This window comes from Pseudomonas bijieensis, from assembly GCF_013347965.1.
Lineage (GTDB): Bacteria > Pseudomonadota > Gammaproteobacteria > Pseudomonadales > Pseudomonadaceae > Aquipseudomonas > Aquipseudomonas bijieensis.
This window is the reverse complement of sequence record NZ_CP048810.1, coordinates 3,589,217-3,606,996: the sequence shown is the minus strand read 5'-3', so window position 1 is coordinate 3,606,996 and position 17,780 is coordinate 3,589,217. Positions and strand designations below refer to the sequence as shown.

Sequence of the window (17,780 nt, the reverse complement as noted above, 5' to 3'; positions counted from 1 at the left end):
GCACCCATTGCAGGTGCCTGGTCTACAACGGTTTAGCCAATGGTCATCAGGCTGGCGTTACCACCCGCGGCAGCCGTGTTCACGCTCAACGCCCGCTCGATCACCAAACGCTCCAACGCAATGTTGGTCTCGCCCTGGGACAAACCGTGCACCCCGACGATAGCACCGGCCCGCTTGGCCACTTGCTGGCAAACGCCGCGCAGTTGGTCCGAATCGCCGTGATGCAGCACGGCGTCGAACAGCACGTCGTCCTTGGTCCAGTCGGCAACCCGTTGGATGCGTGCCTGAATCTCCTTCGGCAAGCGTGCGAACAAAGCCTTGCTGGTGTCGGTTTCCGGCCACACGGCCGAGCCGCCCACAGCCAGTACCGCCGCCAGTTGCGTCAGCAGATCGCCTTCCACGTCCGCCAGGCACAACACGTGCTCGCGCGGCAGGATGGCGTAGCTGTTGCGTTCGCCGGTCGGGCCGGTCAGCTGACGGGTAATACCGCTTTGCGACTGGGCGGCGAACTGCACGCACAGGGCGCTCAGCTCGGCGAGTTTCTGGCTGTCGGCCCAGGCTTGCAGGGCGGTCAGCGGTTTGCTCAGGGCTTCACGCAAACGCAGGTCTGGCGCAGTGAGGGCATCGCCACGCACGAAGGATTGCTGGATTGCATCGGTAGGACGGGTCGACAGCAGGCGGTACAAGTACAGCGGACCGCCGGCCTTGGGGCCGGTGCCCGACAGGCCTTCGCCACCGAACGGCTGCACGCCGACCACGGCCCCGACAATGTTGCGGTTCACGTAGACGTTGCCGGCATGGACGTTATCGACCACTTTGGCGATGGTCTCGTCGATACGGGTGTGCACGCCGAGGGTCAGGCCATAACCGGAAGCGTTGATCTGGCTGATCAACTGATCCAGCTCCTTGCGCTTGTAGCGCACTACGTGCAGCACCGGTCCGAAGATCTCCCGTTGCAGCTCGTCGAAGCTTTCCAGTTCGATCAGGGTCGGCATCACAAAGGTGCCGCGCTTGCACTCGTCACTGTCGGCGATTGCCATCTGGTACACGGTGCGACCTTTATCGCGCATGGCCTGGATGTGTTTCTCGATGCCGGCCTTGGCTTCGGCGTCGATCACCGGGCCGATGTCTACCGACAGGCGTTCAGGATTGCCGAGGCGCGATTCGGCCATGGCACCCTTGAGCATTTCGATGACACGGTCGGCGGAATCTTCCTGCAAGCACAGCACCCGCAGGGCCGAGCAACGCTGGCCGGCGCTGTCGAAGGCCGAAGACACTACGTCGATGACCACTTGTTCGGTCAGCGCCGAGGAGTCGACGATCATGGCGTTCTGGCCACCGGTTTCGGCGATCAGTGGGATCGGACGGCCCTGGTTGTCCAGGCGACCGGCGATGTTGCGTTGCAGCAGGCGCGCGACCTCGGTGGAGCCGGTGAACATCACGCCTTTGACCCGCTCGTCACCCACCAGACGGGCGCCGACGGTTTCGCCACGGCCCGGCAGCAGTTGCAGCACGCCTTCCGGAATGCCGGCTTCGAGCATCAGGCGCACCGCTTGGGCCGCCACCAATGGCGTCTGCTCGGCGGGCTTGGCCAGTACCGGGTTGCCGGCGGCCAGGGCGGCGGCGACCTGGCCGCTGAAAATCGCCAGGGGGAAGTTCCACGGGCTGATGCAAACCACCGGACCCAAAGGACGGTGGGCGTCATTGGTGAAATCGTTGCGTGCCTGCACTGCGTAGTAGCGCAGGAAGTCCACGGCTTCACGTACTTCGGCGATGGCGTTGGCGAAGGTCTTGCCGGCTTCGCGGGCCAGCAGGCCCATCAGCGGCTGGATCTCGCCTTCCATCAGGTCGGCGGCGCGCTCGAGGATCGCGGCGCGTTCGGCTGGCGGCGTGGCCTGCCAGATCGGCGCGGCGTTGAGGGCGCACTGGATGGCATTGTCGACGTCGCTGATCGTGGCTTCCTGCACATGACCGACCACGTCACGGTGATCGGCCGGGTTCAGCACTGCTGCCGGTGCTTCTTCGCTGGCGGCGCAACCGAGCATCGGCGTGGCTTTCCAGTCGTTATGAGCGGTGGCCAGCAGGGCACAGGACAGCGACGCCAGGCGATGCTCGTTGGCCAGGTCGATGCCGCTGGAGTTGGCGCGCTCGCTGCCATACAGGTCGCGTGGCAGTGGGATGCGCGGATGTGGCAGGCCGAAGCCGCCTTCCAGGGTTGCCATCTGCTCGATGCTGGCCACTGGATCGGCCACCAGCTCCTGGATCGAAATGGACTGGTCGGCGATGCGGTTGACGAACGAGGTGTTCGCGCCGTTTTCCAGCAAACGACGTACGAGGTACGCCAGCAGGGTTTCGTGAGTACCTACCGGAGCGTACACGCGGCACGGACGGTTCAGCTTACCTTCGGAGACCTTGCCTACAACCTGTTCGTACAGCGGTTCACCCATGCCGTGGAGGCACTGGAATTCGTACTGGCCCGGGTAATAGTTCTGACCGGCGATGTGATAAATCGCCGACAGGGTATGGGCGTTGTGCGTGGCGAACTGTGGGTAGATGACTTCCGGCACCGACAGCAACTTGCGGGCGCAAGCGATGTAGGACACGTCGGTGTACACCTTGCGGGTATAGACCGGATAGCCTTCCAGGCCTTCGACCTGGGCGCGCTTGATTTCGCTGTCCCAGTACGCGCCTTTCACCAGGCGGATCATCAGGCGATGACGGCTGCGGCGAGCCAGGTCGATGACGTAGTCGATCACATACGGGCAACGCTTCTGGTAAGCCTGGATCACGAAGCCGATGCCGTTCCAGCCGGTCAGTTGCGGCTCGAAGCACAGGCGTTCCAGCAGGTCCAGGGACAACTCGAGGCGGTCGGCTTCCTCGGCGTCGATGTTCAGGCCGATGTCGTATTGCTTGGCCAGCAAGGTCAGCGACAGCAGGCGCGGGTACAGCTCGTCCATGACGCGTTCGTACTGGGCGCGGCTGTAGCGCGGGTGCAATGCGGACAGTTTGATGGAAATGCCCGGGCCTTCATAAATCCCACGGCCATGGGACGCTTTGCCGATCGAGTGGATGGCTTGCTCGTACGAGGCCAGGTACTTCTGGGCGTCATGTTCGGTGAGCGCGGCTTCACCCAGCATGTCGTAGGAATAGCGGAAGCCCTTGGATTCGAACTTGCTGGCGTTGGCCAGGGCCTCGGCGATGGTTTCGCCGGTGACGAACTGTTCACCCATCAGGCGCATGGCCATGTCGACGCCCTTGCGGATCATCGGCTCGCCGCTCTTGCCGATGATGCGGCTCAGGGAGGAAGTCAGGCCGGCTTCGTTGTGGGTGGCGACCAGTTTGCCGGTCAGCAGCAGGCCCCAGGTGGCAGCGTTGACGAACAGCGATGGGCTGTTGCCCAAATGCGGTTGCCAGTTACCGGTACTGATCTTGTCGCGGATCAGTGCATCGCGGGTGCCTTTGTCCGGGATACGCAGCAGCGCCTCGGCCAGGCACATCAGTGCCACGCCTTCCTGGGATGACAGGGAAAACTCCTGCAGCAGGCCCTGGACAATACCGGCACGGCCGCCGGCACTTTTCTGGTTGCGCAGCTTTTCAGCAATCGAGGCGGCGAGCTTGTTGGTGGCTTCGGCCATTTGCGCCGGCAGGCGGGCCTGCTCGATCAGCATCGGCACCACTTCCGGCTCGGGGCGACGGTAAGCGGCGGTGATGGAGGCACGCAGGACCGATTGCGGCAGGATGCTCTCGGCGAATTCGAGGAAGCATTGGTGAGCGTGGTCGACCTGTACATCGCCGGCATCATCGCTGTCGGCGCGGGGTGAACCGTTCAGCTCGGTCAGGGTTGCACCACCCTCGAGTTTTTCCAGGTAATTGAAAATTGCCTGCTTGATCAGCCAGTGTGGTGTGCGATCAATCGAGGTTGCGGCCGCCTTGAGGCGTTCGCGGGTCGGGTCATCGAGTTTGACCCCAAGGGTGGTGGTAGCCATATTTTTATCCTCATGTTTACCACGTATGGCGTGGCATCAGCTGGCGGCAAGATTAGCTGCGCGATGATTGAGGTGCAACCGGGTGCAACCCTTTTTTTCTTGAAATGACAGGCAGTTCATCTGGAAGCAAATTCTGCCCCGTCAATCCTGCACCGGCTTAGTGCTTTGGCTTCTAGCGGACCGCTATGGGCTGCACTAAAAAGGAGCAAAAAGTACAGATTCTGCGATAAAACCGATCAGGTGCAACTTATTCGAGCGAAACAGGTTGCACCTTATTTCATTTGTTGAATAGCATTCGCGGCCAAGGTGCAACCGGCTTGAAAGTCGAGGGGCATCGGCTGATGGCTTTCCTGGGGAAACATCAGTCATAAATTCGCGGGACTGCAAATCGTCGCTACAACGTCCGCGTTGTCGACGCTTTCAACTGCCACCGCTACATAAAAACAAAGCCAGGGCGTAACTCATGAGTGTTAGTAATCCCACCTTGATCACTTTCGTGATCTACATCGCAGCCATGGTCCTGATCGGTCTGATGGCTTACCGCTCCACCAATAACCTTTCCGATTACATCCTGGGCGGTCGTAGCCTGGGCAGCGTGGTCACGGCATTGTCCGCCGGTGCTTCCGACATGAGCGGCTGGTTGTTGATGGGTTTGCCGGGTGCCATCTACATGTCTGGCCTGTCGGAAAGCTGGATCGCCATTGGCCTGATCGTCGGTGCCTACCTCAACTGGCTGTTCGTGGCAGGGCGCCTGCGGGTGCAGACCGAGCACAACGGTGACGCGCTGACGCTGCCAGACTATTTCTCCAGCCGTTTCGAGGACCACAGCGGCCTGCTGCGGATCATCTCCGCGGTGGTCATCCTGGTGTTCTTCACCATCTACTGCGCTTCCGGCATCGTCGCCGGCGCCCGTCTGTTCGAAAGCACTTTCGGCATGTCCTACGAGACCGCGCTGTGGGCCGGTGCCGCCGCGACCATCGCCTACACCTTCGTCGGTGGTTTCCTGGCCGTGAGCTGGACCGACACCGTACAAGCCACCCTGATGATCTTCGCGCTGATCCTCACGCCGATCATCGTGCTGCTGGCCACCGGTGGCGTGGACACCACGTTCCTGGCCATCGAAGCGAAAGATCCTTCGTCCTTCGACATGCTGAAAAACACCACCTTCATCGGCATCATTTCGCTGATGGGCTGGGGCCTGGGCTACTTCGGTCAACCGCACATCCTGGCGCGCTTCATGGCGGCTGATTCGGTCAAGTCCATCGCCAACGCCCGTCGTATCTCCATGACCTGGATGATCCTGTGCCTGGGCGGCACCGTGGCTGTCGGCTTCTTCGGTATCGCTTACTTCTCGGCGCACCCTGAAGTGGCCGGTCCGGTGACCGAAAACCATGAGCGCGTGTTCATCGAGCTGGCGAAACTGCTGTTCAACCCGTGGATCGCCGGTGTCCTGCTGTCGGCCATCCTGGCGGCGGTAATGAGCACCCTGAGCTGCCAGTTGCTGGTGTGCTCCAGTGCCCTGACCGAAGACTTCTACAAGACCTTCCTGCGCAAGAACGCTTCCCAGCTGGAACTGGTCTGGGTCGGCCGTGCCATGGTGTTGCTGGTGGCCTTGGTCGCCATCGCCCTGGCTGCCAACCCGGAAAACCGCGTACTGGGCCTGGTGAGCTACGCCTGGGCCGGTTTCGGTGCCGCGTTCGGCCCGGTTGTGCTGATCTCGGTGATCTGGAAGAACATGACCCGTAACGGCGCGCTGGCCGGCATCCTGGTCGGTGCGATCACCGTGATCGTCTGGAAGCATTTCGAGCTGCTGGGCCTGTACGAAATCATCCCGGGCTTCATCTTCGCCAGCCTGGCCATCTACGTTGTCAGCAAGATGGGCTCGCCTACCGCCGGTATGCTGCAGCGCTTCGAAGCGGCCGAGAAAGATTTCCGTCTGAATCAGTAAGACCTTCAGCGCGGCCTTGACGGCGCGCTTGAAGAACATGAAAACGGCCCGTCTCCAATGGAAACGGGCCGTTTTTTATGCGCGGAATTTATCGACCGCGCCTGTTACCTGTGGGAGCGAGCCTGCTCGCGATGAGGTGTCACATTCAGCATCCAGGCAAGCTGGTACGCCGCTATCGCGAGCAGGCTCGCTCCCACGCTGGACCTTCAAAGGACGCACATCACTTCACCTCGGTGTCAGGTTGGTTGAGAAAGATCAACACGCCCAAAATCGCCATATAGAACCTGAACGCGGCATCCTGGCCGTTCCAGACGTCTGATTGCCACATCAGGAACCACTCGCCGCCGACGACCATGAAACCGAAGAACCAGACAAAGAAACCCACCGTCAGACCGGCAACGGCCCACCCCTTGGCGCGGGCGAACACCGAGGCCTCGGCCCGGCGTGCCTGCCACAGTTTCAGTGTGCCGTAACCCAAAAGCCCTGCTGTCAGCGCTTCGCCGACGATGATCAGCCAATAGGCGCCATGCCACATCCAGGGCTGATCGATGGCCCGGTATCGGGCGGCATTGTCGGGGAAGGTGGTGTCCATGCTTAGCACGTGATGGACGAAATTGAAGTTGGAGCTGTAGTCCGTGATGTTATTGAACACGGTCAGGAAGGCGAAGGCGGCGAGCGCCAGGATCATTGCGATTTTTGCGTAACGGATCGTCATCGGTGCTTCCTTTGCTTTTTGCGACGAAAGAACGTTAGCACGGCCAGTTGCAGTCCCGAGGCCCGTCACTTTGTAGGAAGTTGCTGATTGTTCGTGCGGCGATTTCAGTTTGCCGTCACGCAAGGAATGTCTGTCGGAAAATACAGCGCATGCCGCATGCCTTTATCTTCTTGGGTGTAAGGCAAATCTGTTTTTAATGAGGGTCGATCAGCTTTGCGTAGGGCTCATGCACAATCGCCCACCTCCATTTTGCAGAGGCACATCGGATGTTCCCGCCTGCCAACCCACCGCTTTTCACGCTGACGCTCGACAGCGGACCGAATGACCTCAAGGTGCTTGAGTTCAAGGGCACGGAAGCCATCAGTCAGCCCTATCGTTTTGACCTGGAGCTGGTCAGTGAGCGGTCTGACCTGGCACTGGAAGAACTCCTGCATCGCCAGGCATTTCTGGGTTTCGATGGCGGGAAGGGTGGCATACACGGTCAGGTCTACAGCGTGGCCCAGGGGGATTCGGGCAAACGCCTGACCCGTTACCAGATCAGCCTGGTGCCTCGCCTGGCCTACTTGCGCCATCGCATCAACCAGCGGATTTTCCAGCACCTGAGCGTGCCCGATATCGTCGCCCGGGTGTTGAAGGAACACGGAATCCTGGCGGATGCCTGCCAGTTCACGCTTGGCGGGCAGTACCCCGAACGCGAATATTGTGTGCAGTATGGCGAAAGCGACCTGGCCTTCATCGAGCGGATTTGCGCCGAAGTCGGTATCCATTATCACTTCAGGCACCGCCCTGACGGCCATCTGCTGGTGTTCGGTGACGACCAGACGGTGTTTCCCCGCCTGCCCGAATCGACGCTGTACCTGCCGGACAGCGGCATGGTCGCCGACGAGTCGGCGATCAAGCGCCTGGCGGTGCGGCTCCAGACCTGCACCACTGCCGTAACGTTGCGCGATTACGACTTCCGCAAGCCCGGCTTGTTATTGGAAACCCATTTGGATAATCGGCAGCGTCCTGCCCTGGAAGACTATCGCTATCCCGGCGGATTCTCTGCCCGTGACGACGGCAAGCATCTGACCCGGCGCGCCCTTGAGCGTCATGGTGCCGACCAGCGCGTGGCAGAGGGCGGCAGCGATGAAAGCGCCTTCGTCAGCGGACATTTCATGTGCATGAAGGAGCATCCTCGTGAGCAGTTCAATGATCTCTGGCTCTTGACGCATGTCGACCATCATGGTCGTCAACCGCAGGTGCTGGAAGAAGTCGCCAGTGCCGGCCCGGATGAATTCCAGGGTTACAAAAATACCTTTCTCGCCACGCCATGGGACGTGTTCTTTCGGCCACCCCTGCATCACGAAAAGCCGCGGGCCCATGGTTATCAGTCGGCGGTGGTGACCGGGCCGGTCGACAGCGAGATCCATTGCGATGAGTTCGGGCGGGTCAAGGTGCAGTTGGTCTGGGATCGCGACGGTAAACACGACGAACATTCCAGCTGCTGGCTGCGTGTGGCCTCCGGTTGGGCCCACGATCACTATGGCGTGGTGATGATCCCCCGGGTTGGCATGGAAGTCCTGGTCGGGTTCATCGATGGCGACGTGGACAAGCCGATGGTGGTGGGTTGTCTGCCCAATGGCGCCAACCCCGTGCCGCTGGACTTGCCGGCGGACAAGACCCGCAGCCTGTTGCGCAGCCGGAGCAGCCCTGGCGGGGGAGGTTACAACGAACTGCGCATCGAGGATCGCAAGGGCGCCGAGGAGATCTACCTGCGGGCCCAGCGAAACTGGACCCAGCATGTGCTGCATGACCAGCGGGTGCAGGTCGATCATGAGCGCAGCATTGTCGTCACCGGTACGGCGCGACACGAGCTCAAGGCCGATGAACAGCGCCTTACCCATGGTCGGCGCCGGGCTGAAGTCCGGCAGGATGATCATCTGCTGGTGAGTGGCGAACGGCATATTCGTGTCACCAGCCAGGTGCTGAGTGCGAGCCAGCAGTTTCATGTCAGCGCCGGCCAACACGTAGTATTGGAAGCGGGTGCCAGTGTGACCCTCCAGGCCGGCGGCCATTGGATCAGCATCGGGGCCGGCGGGATCTCCAGCAGCGTGCCGATCGAGGTCGGTGGGGCGCCGATGGCGGTCTTGAGCGCGGCATCCGGTACGCCAGGCAGTGCCGAGAAGCGGGTCGCTGCGGCGCCTGCGCTTTCCCTCGCGCAAATCCTCAGTTTCCAGGGCTCGGCGCCGTTCTGCGAGGAGTGTGAACGTTGCAGAAGCGGCGTCTGCGTAGCGCCATCGGTCTTTCGCAAACCTGTCGATATCCAGGAGCGACCATGAGCTGCGGTCAATCTCCCCGCGCCTGGCTTGAGGACCATCCTCTGCAGGCCAGCGAGCAACTTTTCGCCATCTTCAGCAACGCCAGTAGCGCCGGGGTGTTGTCGGCCTGGAAGCGCTCGATGAGCTCGGAGGCGAGTCCGATCTGGGCCGACACGCCATACGCCGAGTGGGAATCGGTCATGCCCTATGTAGGGCTTGTCGGCGTGGACAGCGGATTTCTTGATTGGATAGCCGCCACCGACTCGCTCGATTGGGGCTGGCTGGCGGTTTCGTGTGTGAACCAGCAGACCCTTGCCGAACATTTGCGGGGGCTCACGCAGGTGCTGTTGCCGGGTGGCAAGCCGGTCTTCCTGCGTTTTTGGGATGGGCGCTTTTTGCGGTCGATCCTGCAATCGACGGAGGTGGAGGCCGGGCAACTCTTGCCAGTCATCACGCGCTGCCTGATCAACGGGCAATCCCTTGAGATCATGGGAAATGCCCAGCGGGCGGCCCGGGCTTTTCCATGGTGGCAGGTACCCGTCGCGCTGTTGGAGACAATGGCCGAGGTCCCGACGGACTGTCTGTTGGATAACTTGCTCACTTGGCTGGGCGAAGAGCATCCGTATTTGTTCGAGCGCGTCGACGACAGCGTCCTGCGCAGCAAGATTGCCCACTTTCTTGAGCGATCGGAGTCGGTTGAAGCATCAAAGGCGCCATTGCTGGCGTATCTGGTGCGAGAGCTGGGCTGATTGTGGCCTGTCCGCCGGGCTGCGAACGCCTGACGTCCGACGCGCTTCGAGGTAAACTCGTCGCCCTTCGCAGGAGCCGCCATGAATTATCGCCACGCCTTCCACGCCGGCAATCACGCCGATGTGTTCAAACACCTGACCTTGACCCGCCTCATCGCCTTGATGTCGCGCAAGGAGCAACCCTTCGCTTACCTCGATACCCATGCGGGCATCGGGTTGTACGACTTGCAGGGTGACCAGGCCAACCGTACCGGTGAGTACCTGGAAGGCATCGCGCGGTTGTGGGGCGAGAGCGATCTGCCGCCATTGACCGCCGATTACATGAAGGTGCTGCACGAGATGAACCCGGACGGGCAGTTGCGCTACTACCCGGGCTCGCCGGAGCTGGCGCGGCGCCTGACCCGGTCGCAGGACCGTGTGCTGCTCAATGAGAAACACCCTGAAGACGGTGTATTGCTCAAGGACAACATGAAAGGCGACCGTCGCGTGGCGGTACACCTGGGTGAAGGTTGGCATGTGTCGCGAGCACTGCTGCCGGTGGCGGAGAAGCGTGCCCTGATGCTGATCGATCCGCCCTTCGAACAGCTTGACGAAATGCAGCGCTGCGCCGCTTCGCTCAAGGAGGCCATTGGCCGGATGCGCCAGACAGTGGCCGCGATCTGGTATCCGGTGAAGGACCAGCGGATGTTGCGCCGCTTCTACCAGGACCTGGCCGGCACAGGGGCGCCGAAGCTGTTACGCGTGGAGCTGCTGGTGCACCCACTGGCGACGCCCAACAGCCTGAATGGCTCCGGCCTGGCGATTGCCAATCCGCCGTGGGGGTTGGAGGAGGAGTTGCGTGAACTGCTGCCGTGGCTGTCGAAAAAACTGGGGCAGACCCAAGGTGGGTGGCAGATGGATTGGTTGATCGCTGAAAGCTGATGCACCGATGGCGTCTGGAAGGCCGCCATCGCGAGCAGGCTCGCTCCCACATGTGGACGCACTGCCACCAATCCCTGTGGGAGCCGAGCTTGCTCGCGAAGCTTTTTTTCAGGACAGAGGGTTCAGATCGGGCACGTCACGCCGGTCCCGCCAATCCCGCAATAGCCTTCCGGGTTTTTCGCCAGATACTGCTGGTGGTAGGCCTCGGCGAAGTAGAACGTCGGTGCTTCTTCGATTTCGGTCGTGATGGTGCCTTTGCCTGCCTTGGTCAACTCAGCCTGGAATACTTGCTCGCTGTGTTTGGCCGCCGCCAGTTGAGCCGGGTTGGTGGCATAGATCACCGAGCGGTATTGGGTACCGATGTCATTGCCCTGGCGCATGCCCTGGGTCGGGTTGTGCAGTTCCCAGAACATTTTCAGAAGCTGGTCGTAGCTGACTTTTGCCGGCTCATAGACCACCAGTACCACCTCGCTGTGGCCGGTAAGGCCCGAACAGACTTCTTCATACGTCGGGTTTGGCGTGAAGCCGCCGGCGTAACCCACCGCCGTGCTGACCACGCCTTCGCGCTGCCAGAACTTGCGTTCCGCACCCCAGAAGCAGCCCAGGCCAAAGATCGCGAAATCCACGTCCATGGCAAACGGGCCCAGCAGCGGCGCGTCGAGTACGAAGTGTTTTTCCGGCACGGTCATTGGGGTTTCACGGCCAGGCAGGGCTTGTTCTTGAGTAGGGAGCACGTTTTTGTTCACCAGGATTTCCGAGCGCAAGACCATCATCAGTCCTCTCAGTCAGATTGGGTTGAGCGAAATAGACCGTCAGTGTGCCCAATGCCGGTTAGTTAAGAAAGACACAGCGTTGACGAGGGGATGGACGTAGGGGCAGGCAAGGCCGTCAGACGAGCGGCCCGCGGGGGTAGCGCTTGAGCTTTTCGATCAGCTCGGCGCCGGGGATCGGGCGGTCGAACAGGTAGCCCTGGCCGACATCGCAGCGGTGACGCCTTAGGAATGCCAACTGCTGGGCGGTTTCGATGCCTTCGGCCACGACCTTGAGTTTCAGGTTGTGGGCCATGGCGATCACCGCCGAGGTGATTTCCATGTCGTCCTGGTTGTCCGGGATCTCATGGATGAAGCTGCGATCGATCTTGATGATGTCGATCGGGAATTTCTTCAGGTAGCTCAGGGACGAGTAACCGGTGCCGAAGTCGTCCATCGCCAGGGTCAGCCCCAGGCGCTTGAGCTGGTCGAGCTGCAAGTGGGTGTCTTCAGTGGCTTCCAGCAACAGGCCTTCGGTCAGCTCCAGTTCCAGCAGCCGGGCCGGCAGCTGTTCCTCCTTGAGGATACTGGCGATGGAGGCGACCAGGTCGGGGTCGGAGAACTGCTTGGGCGACAGGTTGATCGCCACTTGCAGGTTGCCCAGGCCGGCGGCGGTCAATTGCTTGCTCATGCGGCAGGCCTGGCGGGCGATCCATTTACCGATAGGGATGATCAGCCCGGTTTCTTCGGCCACGCTGATGAACTGGTCCGGGCGGATCATGCCCTTTTCCGGATGGTTCCAGCGCAGCAACGCCTCCATGCCCAGCAGACGGCCGCTGCGCAAGCACAACTTGGGTTGGTAGAACACGTCCAGTTCGTTCTGGGTCAAGGCGCGGCGCAGGTTGTTTTCCACGAACAGCTTGTAGCTGGCCTCGGCATTCAGCGCTTCGGTGAATACCTGGACCTGATGTTTGCCGTTGGCCTTGGCCTTGTGCAGGGCAAGGCCGGCGTTGCGCATCAGGGTCTGTGGATCGCGGCCGTGCAGCGGAGCGCAGGCCAGGCCCACGGAGCCGGTCACGCTGATCAGTTGGTTGTCGACGAACATGGGTTTGTCGAGGGTCATCAGCAATTGGCTGGCGATCTGCTGCCCGGCTTCCAGGTCAGTGTCGTCCAGCAGGACCGCGAATTCGTTACTGGCGAATCGCGCCAGGCTGCCGCTGGGGCTCAGGCTGTTGCGCAGGCGCCGAGCCAGGCTGATCAGCAGCTTGTCACCGGTCTGGTGGCCAAGGCTGTCGTTGATGCGCTTGAAGTTGTCGATGTCCACCAGCAGCAGGCTGATGGGCGAATCACTGTCCCGGGCGAAGCGTTCATCGAGGTTGCGGATGAACGCCGGACGGTTGCCCAGGTTGGTCAGGTTGTCGGTGTAGGCCAGGCGCTCGATGCGCTGCTGGGCCAACTTGGTCTGGGTGATGTCTTCGTAGATGCCGATGTAGTGCGTCAGTTCGCGGTTGTCGCCGTAGACCTTGGAAATCGACAACTGGCCCCAGTAGGGTTCCAGGTTTTTGCGCCGGCTCTTGAATTCGCCCTGCCAACTGTTGCTCTGGGCCAGCGCCGATGGCGCGTCGAACAGCAGTTCGCTGAGGTTCTCCAGGGCCGGCAGTTCCGAGAGGCGTTGGCCGTGGACTTCCTCGGTGGTGTACTGGGTGATCGCGGTGAAGCTTGGGTTGACGTACTCCACCACACCGTCGCAATTGACCAGCAGGAACGCATTGGCGCTCTGTTCCACGGCGCGCTGGAACAAGTGCAGGGCGCTGGTCGCGGTTCGTCGATTGTGGTTGTTGATGACCTGGGCGAACTGGTCGGCCAGTTCACCGGCGAAGGCGATTTCGTCCGATTGCCAGGCTCGGGTGACGCCGACCTGTTCCAGGCACAGTACGCCGACTACCTGGCCGTCGATACGAATGCTGGCGTCGAGAATGGCGTTGACGTCGCGGGCGCGCAGGCTCTCGGCCATTTCCCGGGTGCGCGGGTCGCGCATCGCGTTGTGAGCGTCGATGGCGCGGCAGGTCTGCAACGCCTCCATGTAGTCGGGAAAGTCGTTGGCGTCGATCACCTCCGGCAGGAAATACTCCTGGGAAGCGCGGTTGTAGGCGGAGATCGGTACCAGTTTGCCGTCGTCCAGGTTCCAGATACTGGCGCAGTCGATCTGGTAGATGTCACAGGCGCTGCGGGTGATGAGTTCGGCCGCTTCGAGCAGGGAATTGTTGGCGCTGTAGCGTTGACGGGTCAGCAGCAGAATCAGGTCTTGCTGGGCTCGCACCCGGTCCAGATGCTGGAGCTGTTCTTGCTGGGCGCGCTGGTTCAGTTCCAGGGCGATCTGCAAGCGTGAATTCTGGGTTTCCAGGTCCAGGGCCGGCATGGAGGGTTCGCCTTGCAGCAAATTGTCCACCGCCAGCAGGAAACCGCGCAGCAGATGACGATTGTGTTGCTTATAGGCCTCACCGGTTTCCAGCACGTTCATCGGGCCTTTGGCGGTGTGTAGCGTGTAGCGAATCTGGTAATGCGAGGCCTGGGCCAGTTGCTGCTGGATGGCGTCATGCAACTGATAGCGCGCTTCGGGCTCCATCAGGCTGGCATAGGGCGCACTGACCAGCGAGCACAGCTCTACCGCCGGCAGGCCGAAGTATCGCTCGCAGTTGGGGTCGAGGAACAACAGCGCCCAGCTTGCTTCATTCAGCCGTTCGAAACGCAGCATACCGAGCCGCGAGGGCACCGGTAACTGCGTCACTACCTCGGCCGCCATACGGCTGGCGGCATCGGGTTGGCTTTTCATGGGGAAACTCGCTTCGAAAATGCTGATCGCGCCGGGCTGACGCCCTCGTTATTACGGATTGGCGCAAGGTTGCATCATTGCGGCACTGGCTGACAAGAGAGATGAAGGCCAAGTGCTATAAACCTTTTATCGGCCGACGAGGGGATTTCTCCAGTCGCCGACCGATCAGAGGCCATGGAAGGTACCAGTGCCTGTCATTGCAGTGGTATATCGACGCTCTGCAAGGGGGCGCCGTCCCGGTCGTGGAAAGTGACTTGAAGGCTCTGCGCCGTGACATGCAGGCGGGCGAAGTTGTCTTGGCTCACCACTTTGCTGGTCAGTTCATAGCGATACTGACCGCTTTTGGTGCGGGCCATGGGCCTGTGGAAAATAAAATCCGAGGCTTTTGCAAAAGGCAGCAATTTGCTGTTGTAGAACGGCGAGGAAACCACGGTGTTGACCTCGAAATCAGGATCCTCGCTGTGACGCAATCGGCTGGTCATGGAGCCGTGGACATCGCCCGAGACGAAAACCACGTTTTTGATCCGATGGTGGCGAATGGTTTCCAGCAGGCGCAGGCGTTGTTCGGGGAAGGCCTGCCAGGCATCGCCGTCATTGTGCTTGCTGTCAGGGAAGAACATGACGCTGGTCACGATGAGTTTGACCCGGGCGGGGCTGTCGATGAGCCATTGGAGCAAAGACTGTTCCTGTTCCTCGTCGAGGATGCGTCGGTCGTCCGCCGACAGATTGCGTTGCGTCCGGCTGTCGGTGACGAACCATTGGATATCGCCGTGAGTGAGGATGTACCAGTAGTGCGTTAACGACTTGTTTAATCTTCCGTCGCCCGACAGTTCATGGGCGGGCCCATGGCTGGCCTGATAAAGCCCATAAGCGTCCATGGCATTTGCGTATAGAACGTCGTCGTTGACGGTTTTCCTGGCGGGCCAGTTGTCTTCGATTTCATGGTCGTCGAGGATCATGTAGGTAGGGATGCCCGACATTAACTTCCTGATGTGCGGCTGGGTAAACACCGCACGGTACCTGAAGAGAATGTTCTTATAGATTCGGTCCGGGCCGATGACGTTAAGGTCATCGAGATAAACCTGGTCACCGATCATTAACACTGCGCTGATCGGCGGGTTGGCCTGTGCCACGATGCGATTGATACCGGCAAAGGTGCGGTCCCCAAGCCCGGGTAACAACGGGGTGCGGGCGGCGATTCGCAAGTAGCGACAAGAACCCACGATGTAAGCGCGCGGTGCGTTGGTTCTGCTGGCCGGCGTTCGGAAGCAGTAAGTGTTGCGGGGCCATTGCAGCGGCAGTTCCTGGACGGTTTCCACAGTATGGGTGGGGCTAAGGGGGCTGAACCAGCCGGCCTGGTATTCGTAGGCGGTGTCGGGTTGCAGGCCTTTCAACACGATGACATCGGACATGTCGCGGTAGGCCTTCAGTTGGACGAAATGCCCTTTCGACCAGTGGGGATCACCTTGGCGCCTGTGGCGAACTCCGGCGAATACCAGGTTGTTGTCGAGATCGCCTCGCAGGAATATCCGAGCGTGATCCGTTGTCGTGTGGCCGACGATGGGGCCGACGGTAGGTTTGAACATGTTCGAATCCATTCGAAGTTGTAATCGGTGGGGGTAAGCATCAAGTTGCCTTGGCGGTTTGATGCTAAAGCGCCGCGCGTCATAAATATCGAGAGGGGAGGGGGCACAGGTTGTGGGTAATGACTAATAGGGGGCGTAGTCATTTAAAACTTGCGGGGTAGGAAAAGTGCTGGGATGTCTGGCATACCGCTATCGCGAGCAGGCTCGCTCCCACAGAAGCGCCCGGCCTGCTGACTGGCTTGAATGGCAGGCAAAAAAAGCCCCGCCAAACGGGCGGGGTTGAGGTACGAGCGTGGCGCTCGGAAAACAGCGGTCCGGATGGCCCTCCGCAAAGGGAGGGCCGCCCGGTGTTACAGCAGGATGGTACGGATGTCGCCCAGCAGGTCGCTCAGACGCTTGGTGAAGCGTGCGGCGGCGGCGCCGTTGATCACACGGTGATCGTAGGACAGCGACAGTGGCAGCATCAGCTTCGGCTGGAAGGCTTTACCATCCCAGACAGGCTGGATGGTGGCCTTGGAAACACCCAGGATCGCCACTTCCGGCGCGTTGACGATCGGCGTGAAGCCGGTGCCGCCAATGTGGCCGAGGCTGGAGATGGTGAAGCAGGCGCCCTGCATGTCGTCGGCGGTGAGCTTTTTGTTCCGGGCTTTTTCGGCCAGGGCAGCGGCTTCGCCAGCCAGTTGCAGCAGGCTCTTCTGGTCGACGTTGCGGATGACCGGTACCAGCAGGCCTTCCGGGGTGTCGACGGCAAAGCCGATGTGTACGTATTTCTTGCGGATCACTGCCTTGCCGCTTGGCGCCAGGGAGCTGTTGAAATCCGGCAGTTCCTTGAGCAGGTGCGCACAGGCCTTGAGCAACAGCGGCAGCACGGTCAGCTTCACACCGGCCTTTTCCGCCACGGCTTTCTGGGCGACGCGGAAGGCTTCCAGCTCGGTGATGTCGGCCTGGTCGAACTGAGTCACGTGGGGAATGTTCAGCCAGCTGCGATGCAGGCTCGACGCGCCGATCTGCATCAGGCGAGTCATGGCCACTTCTTCGGTTTCGCCGAAGCGGCTGAAGTCTACCGCCGGGATCGGCGGAATGCCCGCGCCGCCAGTGGCGCCTTCGGCCGGTGCGTTCTTGGCCTTCTGCATCATGGCCTTGACGTAGGCCTGCACATCTTCCTTCAGCACGCGACCGTGTGGACCACTCGGGCCAACGGCAGACAGCTCGACGCCGAATTCACGGGCCAACTGACGCACCGCAGGACCGGCATGCACTTTGGCACCGCTTGGCGCAGGCGCGGCGGCAACAGGCGCAGGAGCCGCTTCGGCCTTGGCCGCAGGCGCGGCGGCTGGCGCTGGAGCTGCTTCAGTCTTGGCGGCAGGCGCAGCGGCTGGGGCTGGCGCGGCAGGTGCCGAGGCGCCCGCTACTTTCAGCTTCAGGATCAGGTCGCCAGTGCCGACTTCGTCGTCCAGCTTGACCTCGACGCTTTCCACCACACCGGCGGCCGGCGATGGGATTTCCATGCTGGCTTTGTCGGATTCCAGGGTGATCAGCGACTGGTCGGCTTCGACGGTGTCGCCAGCCTTGACCAGCACTTCGATGATCTTGGCCTTGCCCGACGAACCGATGTCCGGGACATGAATGTCCTGGACCGTGGCAGCGGCAGGCGCAGCAGCGGGTGCGGGAGCCGCCTCGGCAGCCGGTGCGGCGGCAGGCTTTTCAGCCGCGGCCGGGGCAGCAGCGGGTGCGGCCGCTTCAGGCGCCGCGGCGGCGCCCTCGACTTCCAGCTCCAGCAACTCGTCACCTTCTTTCAGGCGGTCGCCCAGCTTCACTTTCAGGCTCTTGATCACACCGGCCTTCGGCGCAGGCACTTCCATGCTGGCCTTGTCCGATTCAAGTGTCAGGATGCTCTGGTCGGCTTCGATGCGGTCGCCGACCTTCACAAACAGTTCAATTACTTCACCTTCACCGCTGCCGATGTCAGGTACGCGAATGAGTTCGCTCACGA

At 61.2% G+C, this 17,780-nt stretch carries 10 protein-coding genes; 4 read left to right on the top strand and 6 right to left on the bottom strand.

The genetic code is table 11. From position 1 onward, the window contains the following. Positions 1 to 32: 32 nt before the first annotated feature. Positions 33 to 3,986, bottom strand: coding sequence for a trifunctional transcriptional regulator/proline dehydrogenase/L-glutamate gamma-semialdehyde dehydrogenase (putA, locus tag GN234_RS15745; RefSeq protein WP_116834015.1), 3,954 nt, complete (start codon positions 3,984 to 3,986; stop codon positions 33 to 35). Positions 3,987 to 4,449: 463 nt separating this feature from the next. On the opposite strand from putA, the gene putP reads away from it, so the two are divergent. Next, positions 4,450 to 5,934 carry a sodium/proline symporter PutP gene (putP, locus tag GN234_RS15740; RefSeq protein WP_109752099.1) on the top strand — a complete coding sequence of 495 codons (1,485 nt, stop codon included), beginning with the start codon at positions 4,450 to 4,452 and terminating at the stop codon, positions 5,932 to 5,934. Between the two features lie 220 nt (positions 5,935 to 6,154). Here putP and GN234_RS15735 read toward each other — a convergent pair whose 3' ends face one another. Beyond that, entirely contained in the window at positions 6,155 to 6,649 is a 495-nt protein-coding gene (locus GN234_RS15735; protein WP_176689596.1) for a DUF2165 family protein, read from the bottom strand. A 266-nt stretch (positions 6,650 to 6,915) separates the two neighbouring features. Between GN234_RS15735 and GN234_RS15730 the strand changes: the two genes are divergently transcribed. The 3 genes from GN234_RS15730 (at position 6,916) to GN234_RS15720 (ending at position 10,619) form a co-directional block, all read left to right on the top strand. Next, positions 6,916 to 8,970, top strand: coding sequence for a type VI secretion system Vgr family protein (locus GN234_RS15730; RefSeq protein WP_176688741.1), 2,055 nt, complete (start codon positions 6,916 to 6,918; stop codon positions 8,968 to 8,970). Beyond that, entirely contained in the window at positions 8,967 to 9,698 is a 732-nt protein-coding gene (locus tag GN234_RS15725; protein ID WP_176688740.1) for a DUF4123 domain-containing protein, read from the top strand. The genes GN234_RS15730 and GN234_RS15725 overlap by 4 nt, the downstream gene beginning before the upstream one ends. 81 nt (positions 9,699 to 9,779) lie before the next feature. Next, positions 9,780 to 10,619, top strand: a complete 840-nt coding sequence (locus tag GN234_RS15720; RefSeq protein WP_116834017.1) for a 23S rRNA (adenine(2030)-N(6))-methyltransferase RlmJ — start codon at positions 9,780 to 9,782, stop codon at positions 10,617 to 10,619. 122 nt (positions 10,620 to 10,741) lie between these two features. On the opposite strand, the gene msrA is transcribed toward GN234_RS15720, so the two are convergent. The 4 genes from msrA to aceF form a co-directional block, all read right to left on the bottom strand. Then, the gene (gene msrA / locus GN234_RS15715) at positions 10,742 to 11,389 is read right to left on the bottom strand and encodes a peptide-methionine (S)-S-oxide reductase MsrA (RefSeq protein ID WP_109752361.1); all 648 of its coding nucleotides are present in this window, start codon (positions 11,387 to 11,389) and stop codon (positions 10,742 to 10,744) included. Positions 11,390 to 11,507: 118 nt separating this feature from the next. After that, positions 11,508 to 14,201, bottom strand: coding sequence for a putative bifunctional diguanylate cyclase/phosphodiesterase (locus GN234_RS15710; protein WP_163855597.1), 2,694 nt, complete (start codon positions 14,199 to 14,201; stop codon positions 11,508 to 11,510). Positions 14,202 to 14,395: 194 nt separating this feature from the next. Further along, positions 14,396 to 15,787 carry an alkaline phosphatase D family protein gene (locus tag GN234_RS15705; RefSeq protein WP_176688739.1) on the bottom strand — a complete coding sequence of 464 codons (1,392 nt, stop codon included), beginning with the start codon at positions 15,785 to 15,787 and terminating at the stop codon, positions 14,396 to 14,398. A gap of 350 nt (positions 15,788 to 16,137) precedes the next feature. Continuing rightward, the gene (gene aceF, locus GN234_RS15700; protein ID WP_163855593.1) at positions 16,138 to 17,778 is read right to left on the bottom strand and encodes a dihydrolipoyllysine-residue acetyltransferase; all 1,641 of its coding nucleotides are present in this window, start codon (positions 17,776 to 17,778) and stop codon (positions 16,138 to 16,140) included. Positions 17,779 to 17,780: the final 2 nt, after the last annotated feature.

Coding starts and splice junctions, on each gene's coding strand:
- GN234_RS15730 (WP_176688741.1), top strand. CDS start 6,916: ATGTTCCCGCCTGCCAACCCACCGCTTTTCACGCTGACGCTCGACAGC.
- GN234_RS15710 (WP_163855597.1), bottom strand. CDS start 14,201: ATGAAAAGCCAACCCGATGCCGCCAGCCGTATGGCGGCCGAGGTAGTG.
- putA (WP_116834015.1), bottom strand. CDS start 3,986: ATGGCTACCACCACCCTTGGGGTCAAACTCGATGACCCGACCCGCGAA.
- GN234_RS15725 (WP_176688740.1), top strand. CDS start 8,967: ATGAGCTGCGGTCAATCTCCCCGCGCCTGGCTTGAGGACCATCCTCTG.
- GN234_RS15735 (WP_176689596.1), bottom strand. CDS start 6,649: ATGACGATCCGTTACGCAAAAATCGCAATGATCCTGGCGCTCGCCGCC.
- putP (WP_109752099.1), top strand. CDS start 4,450: ATGAGTGTTAGTAATCCCACCTTGATCACTTTCGTGATCTACATCGCA.
- GN234_RS15720 (WP_116834017.1), top strand. CDS start 9,780: ATGAATTATCGCCACGCCTTCCACGCCGGCAATCACGCCGATGTGTTC.
- GN234_RS15705 (WP_176688739.1), bottom strand. CDS start 15,787: ATGTTCAAACCTACCGTCGGCCCCATCGTCGGCCACACGACAACGGAT.
- msrA (WP_109752361.1), bottom strand. CDS start 11,389: ATGGTCTTGCGCTCGGAAATCCTGGTGAACAAAAACGTGCTCCCTACT.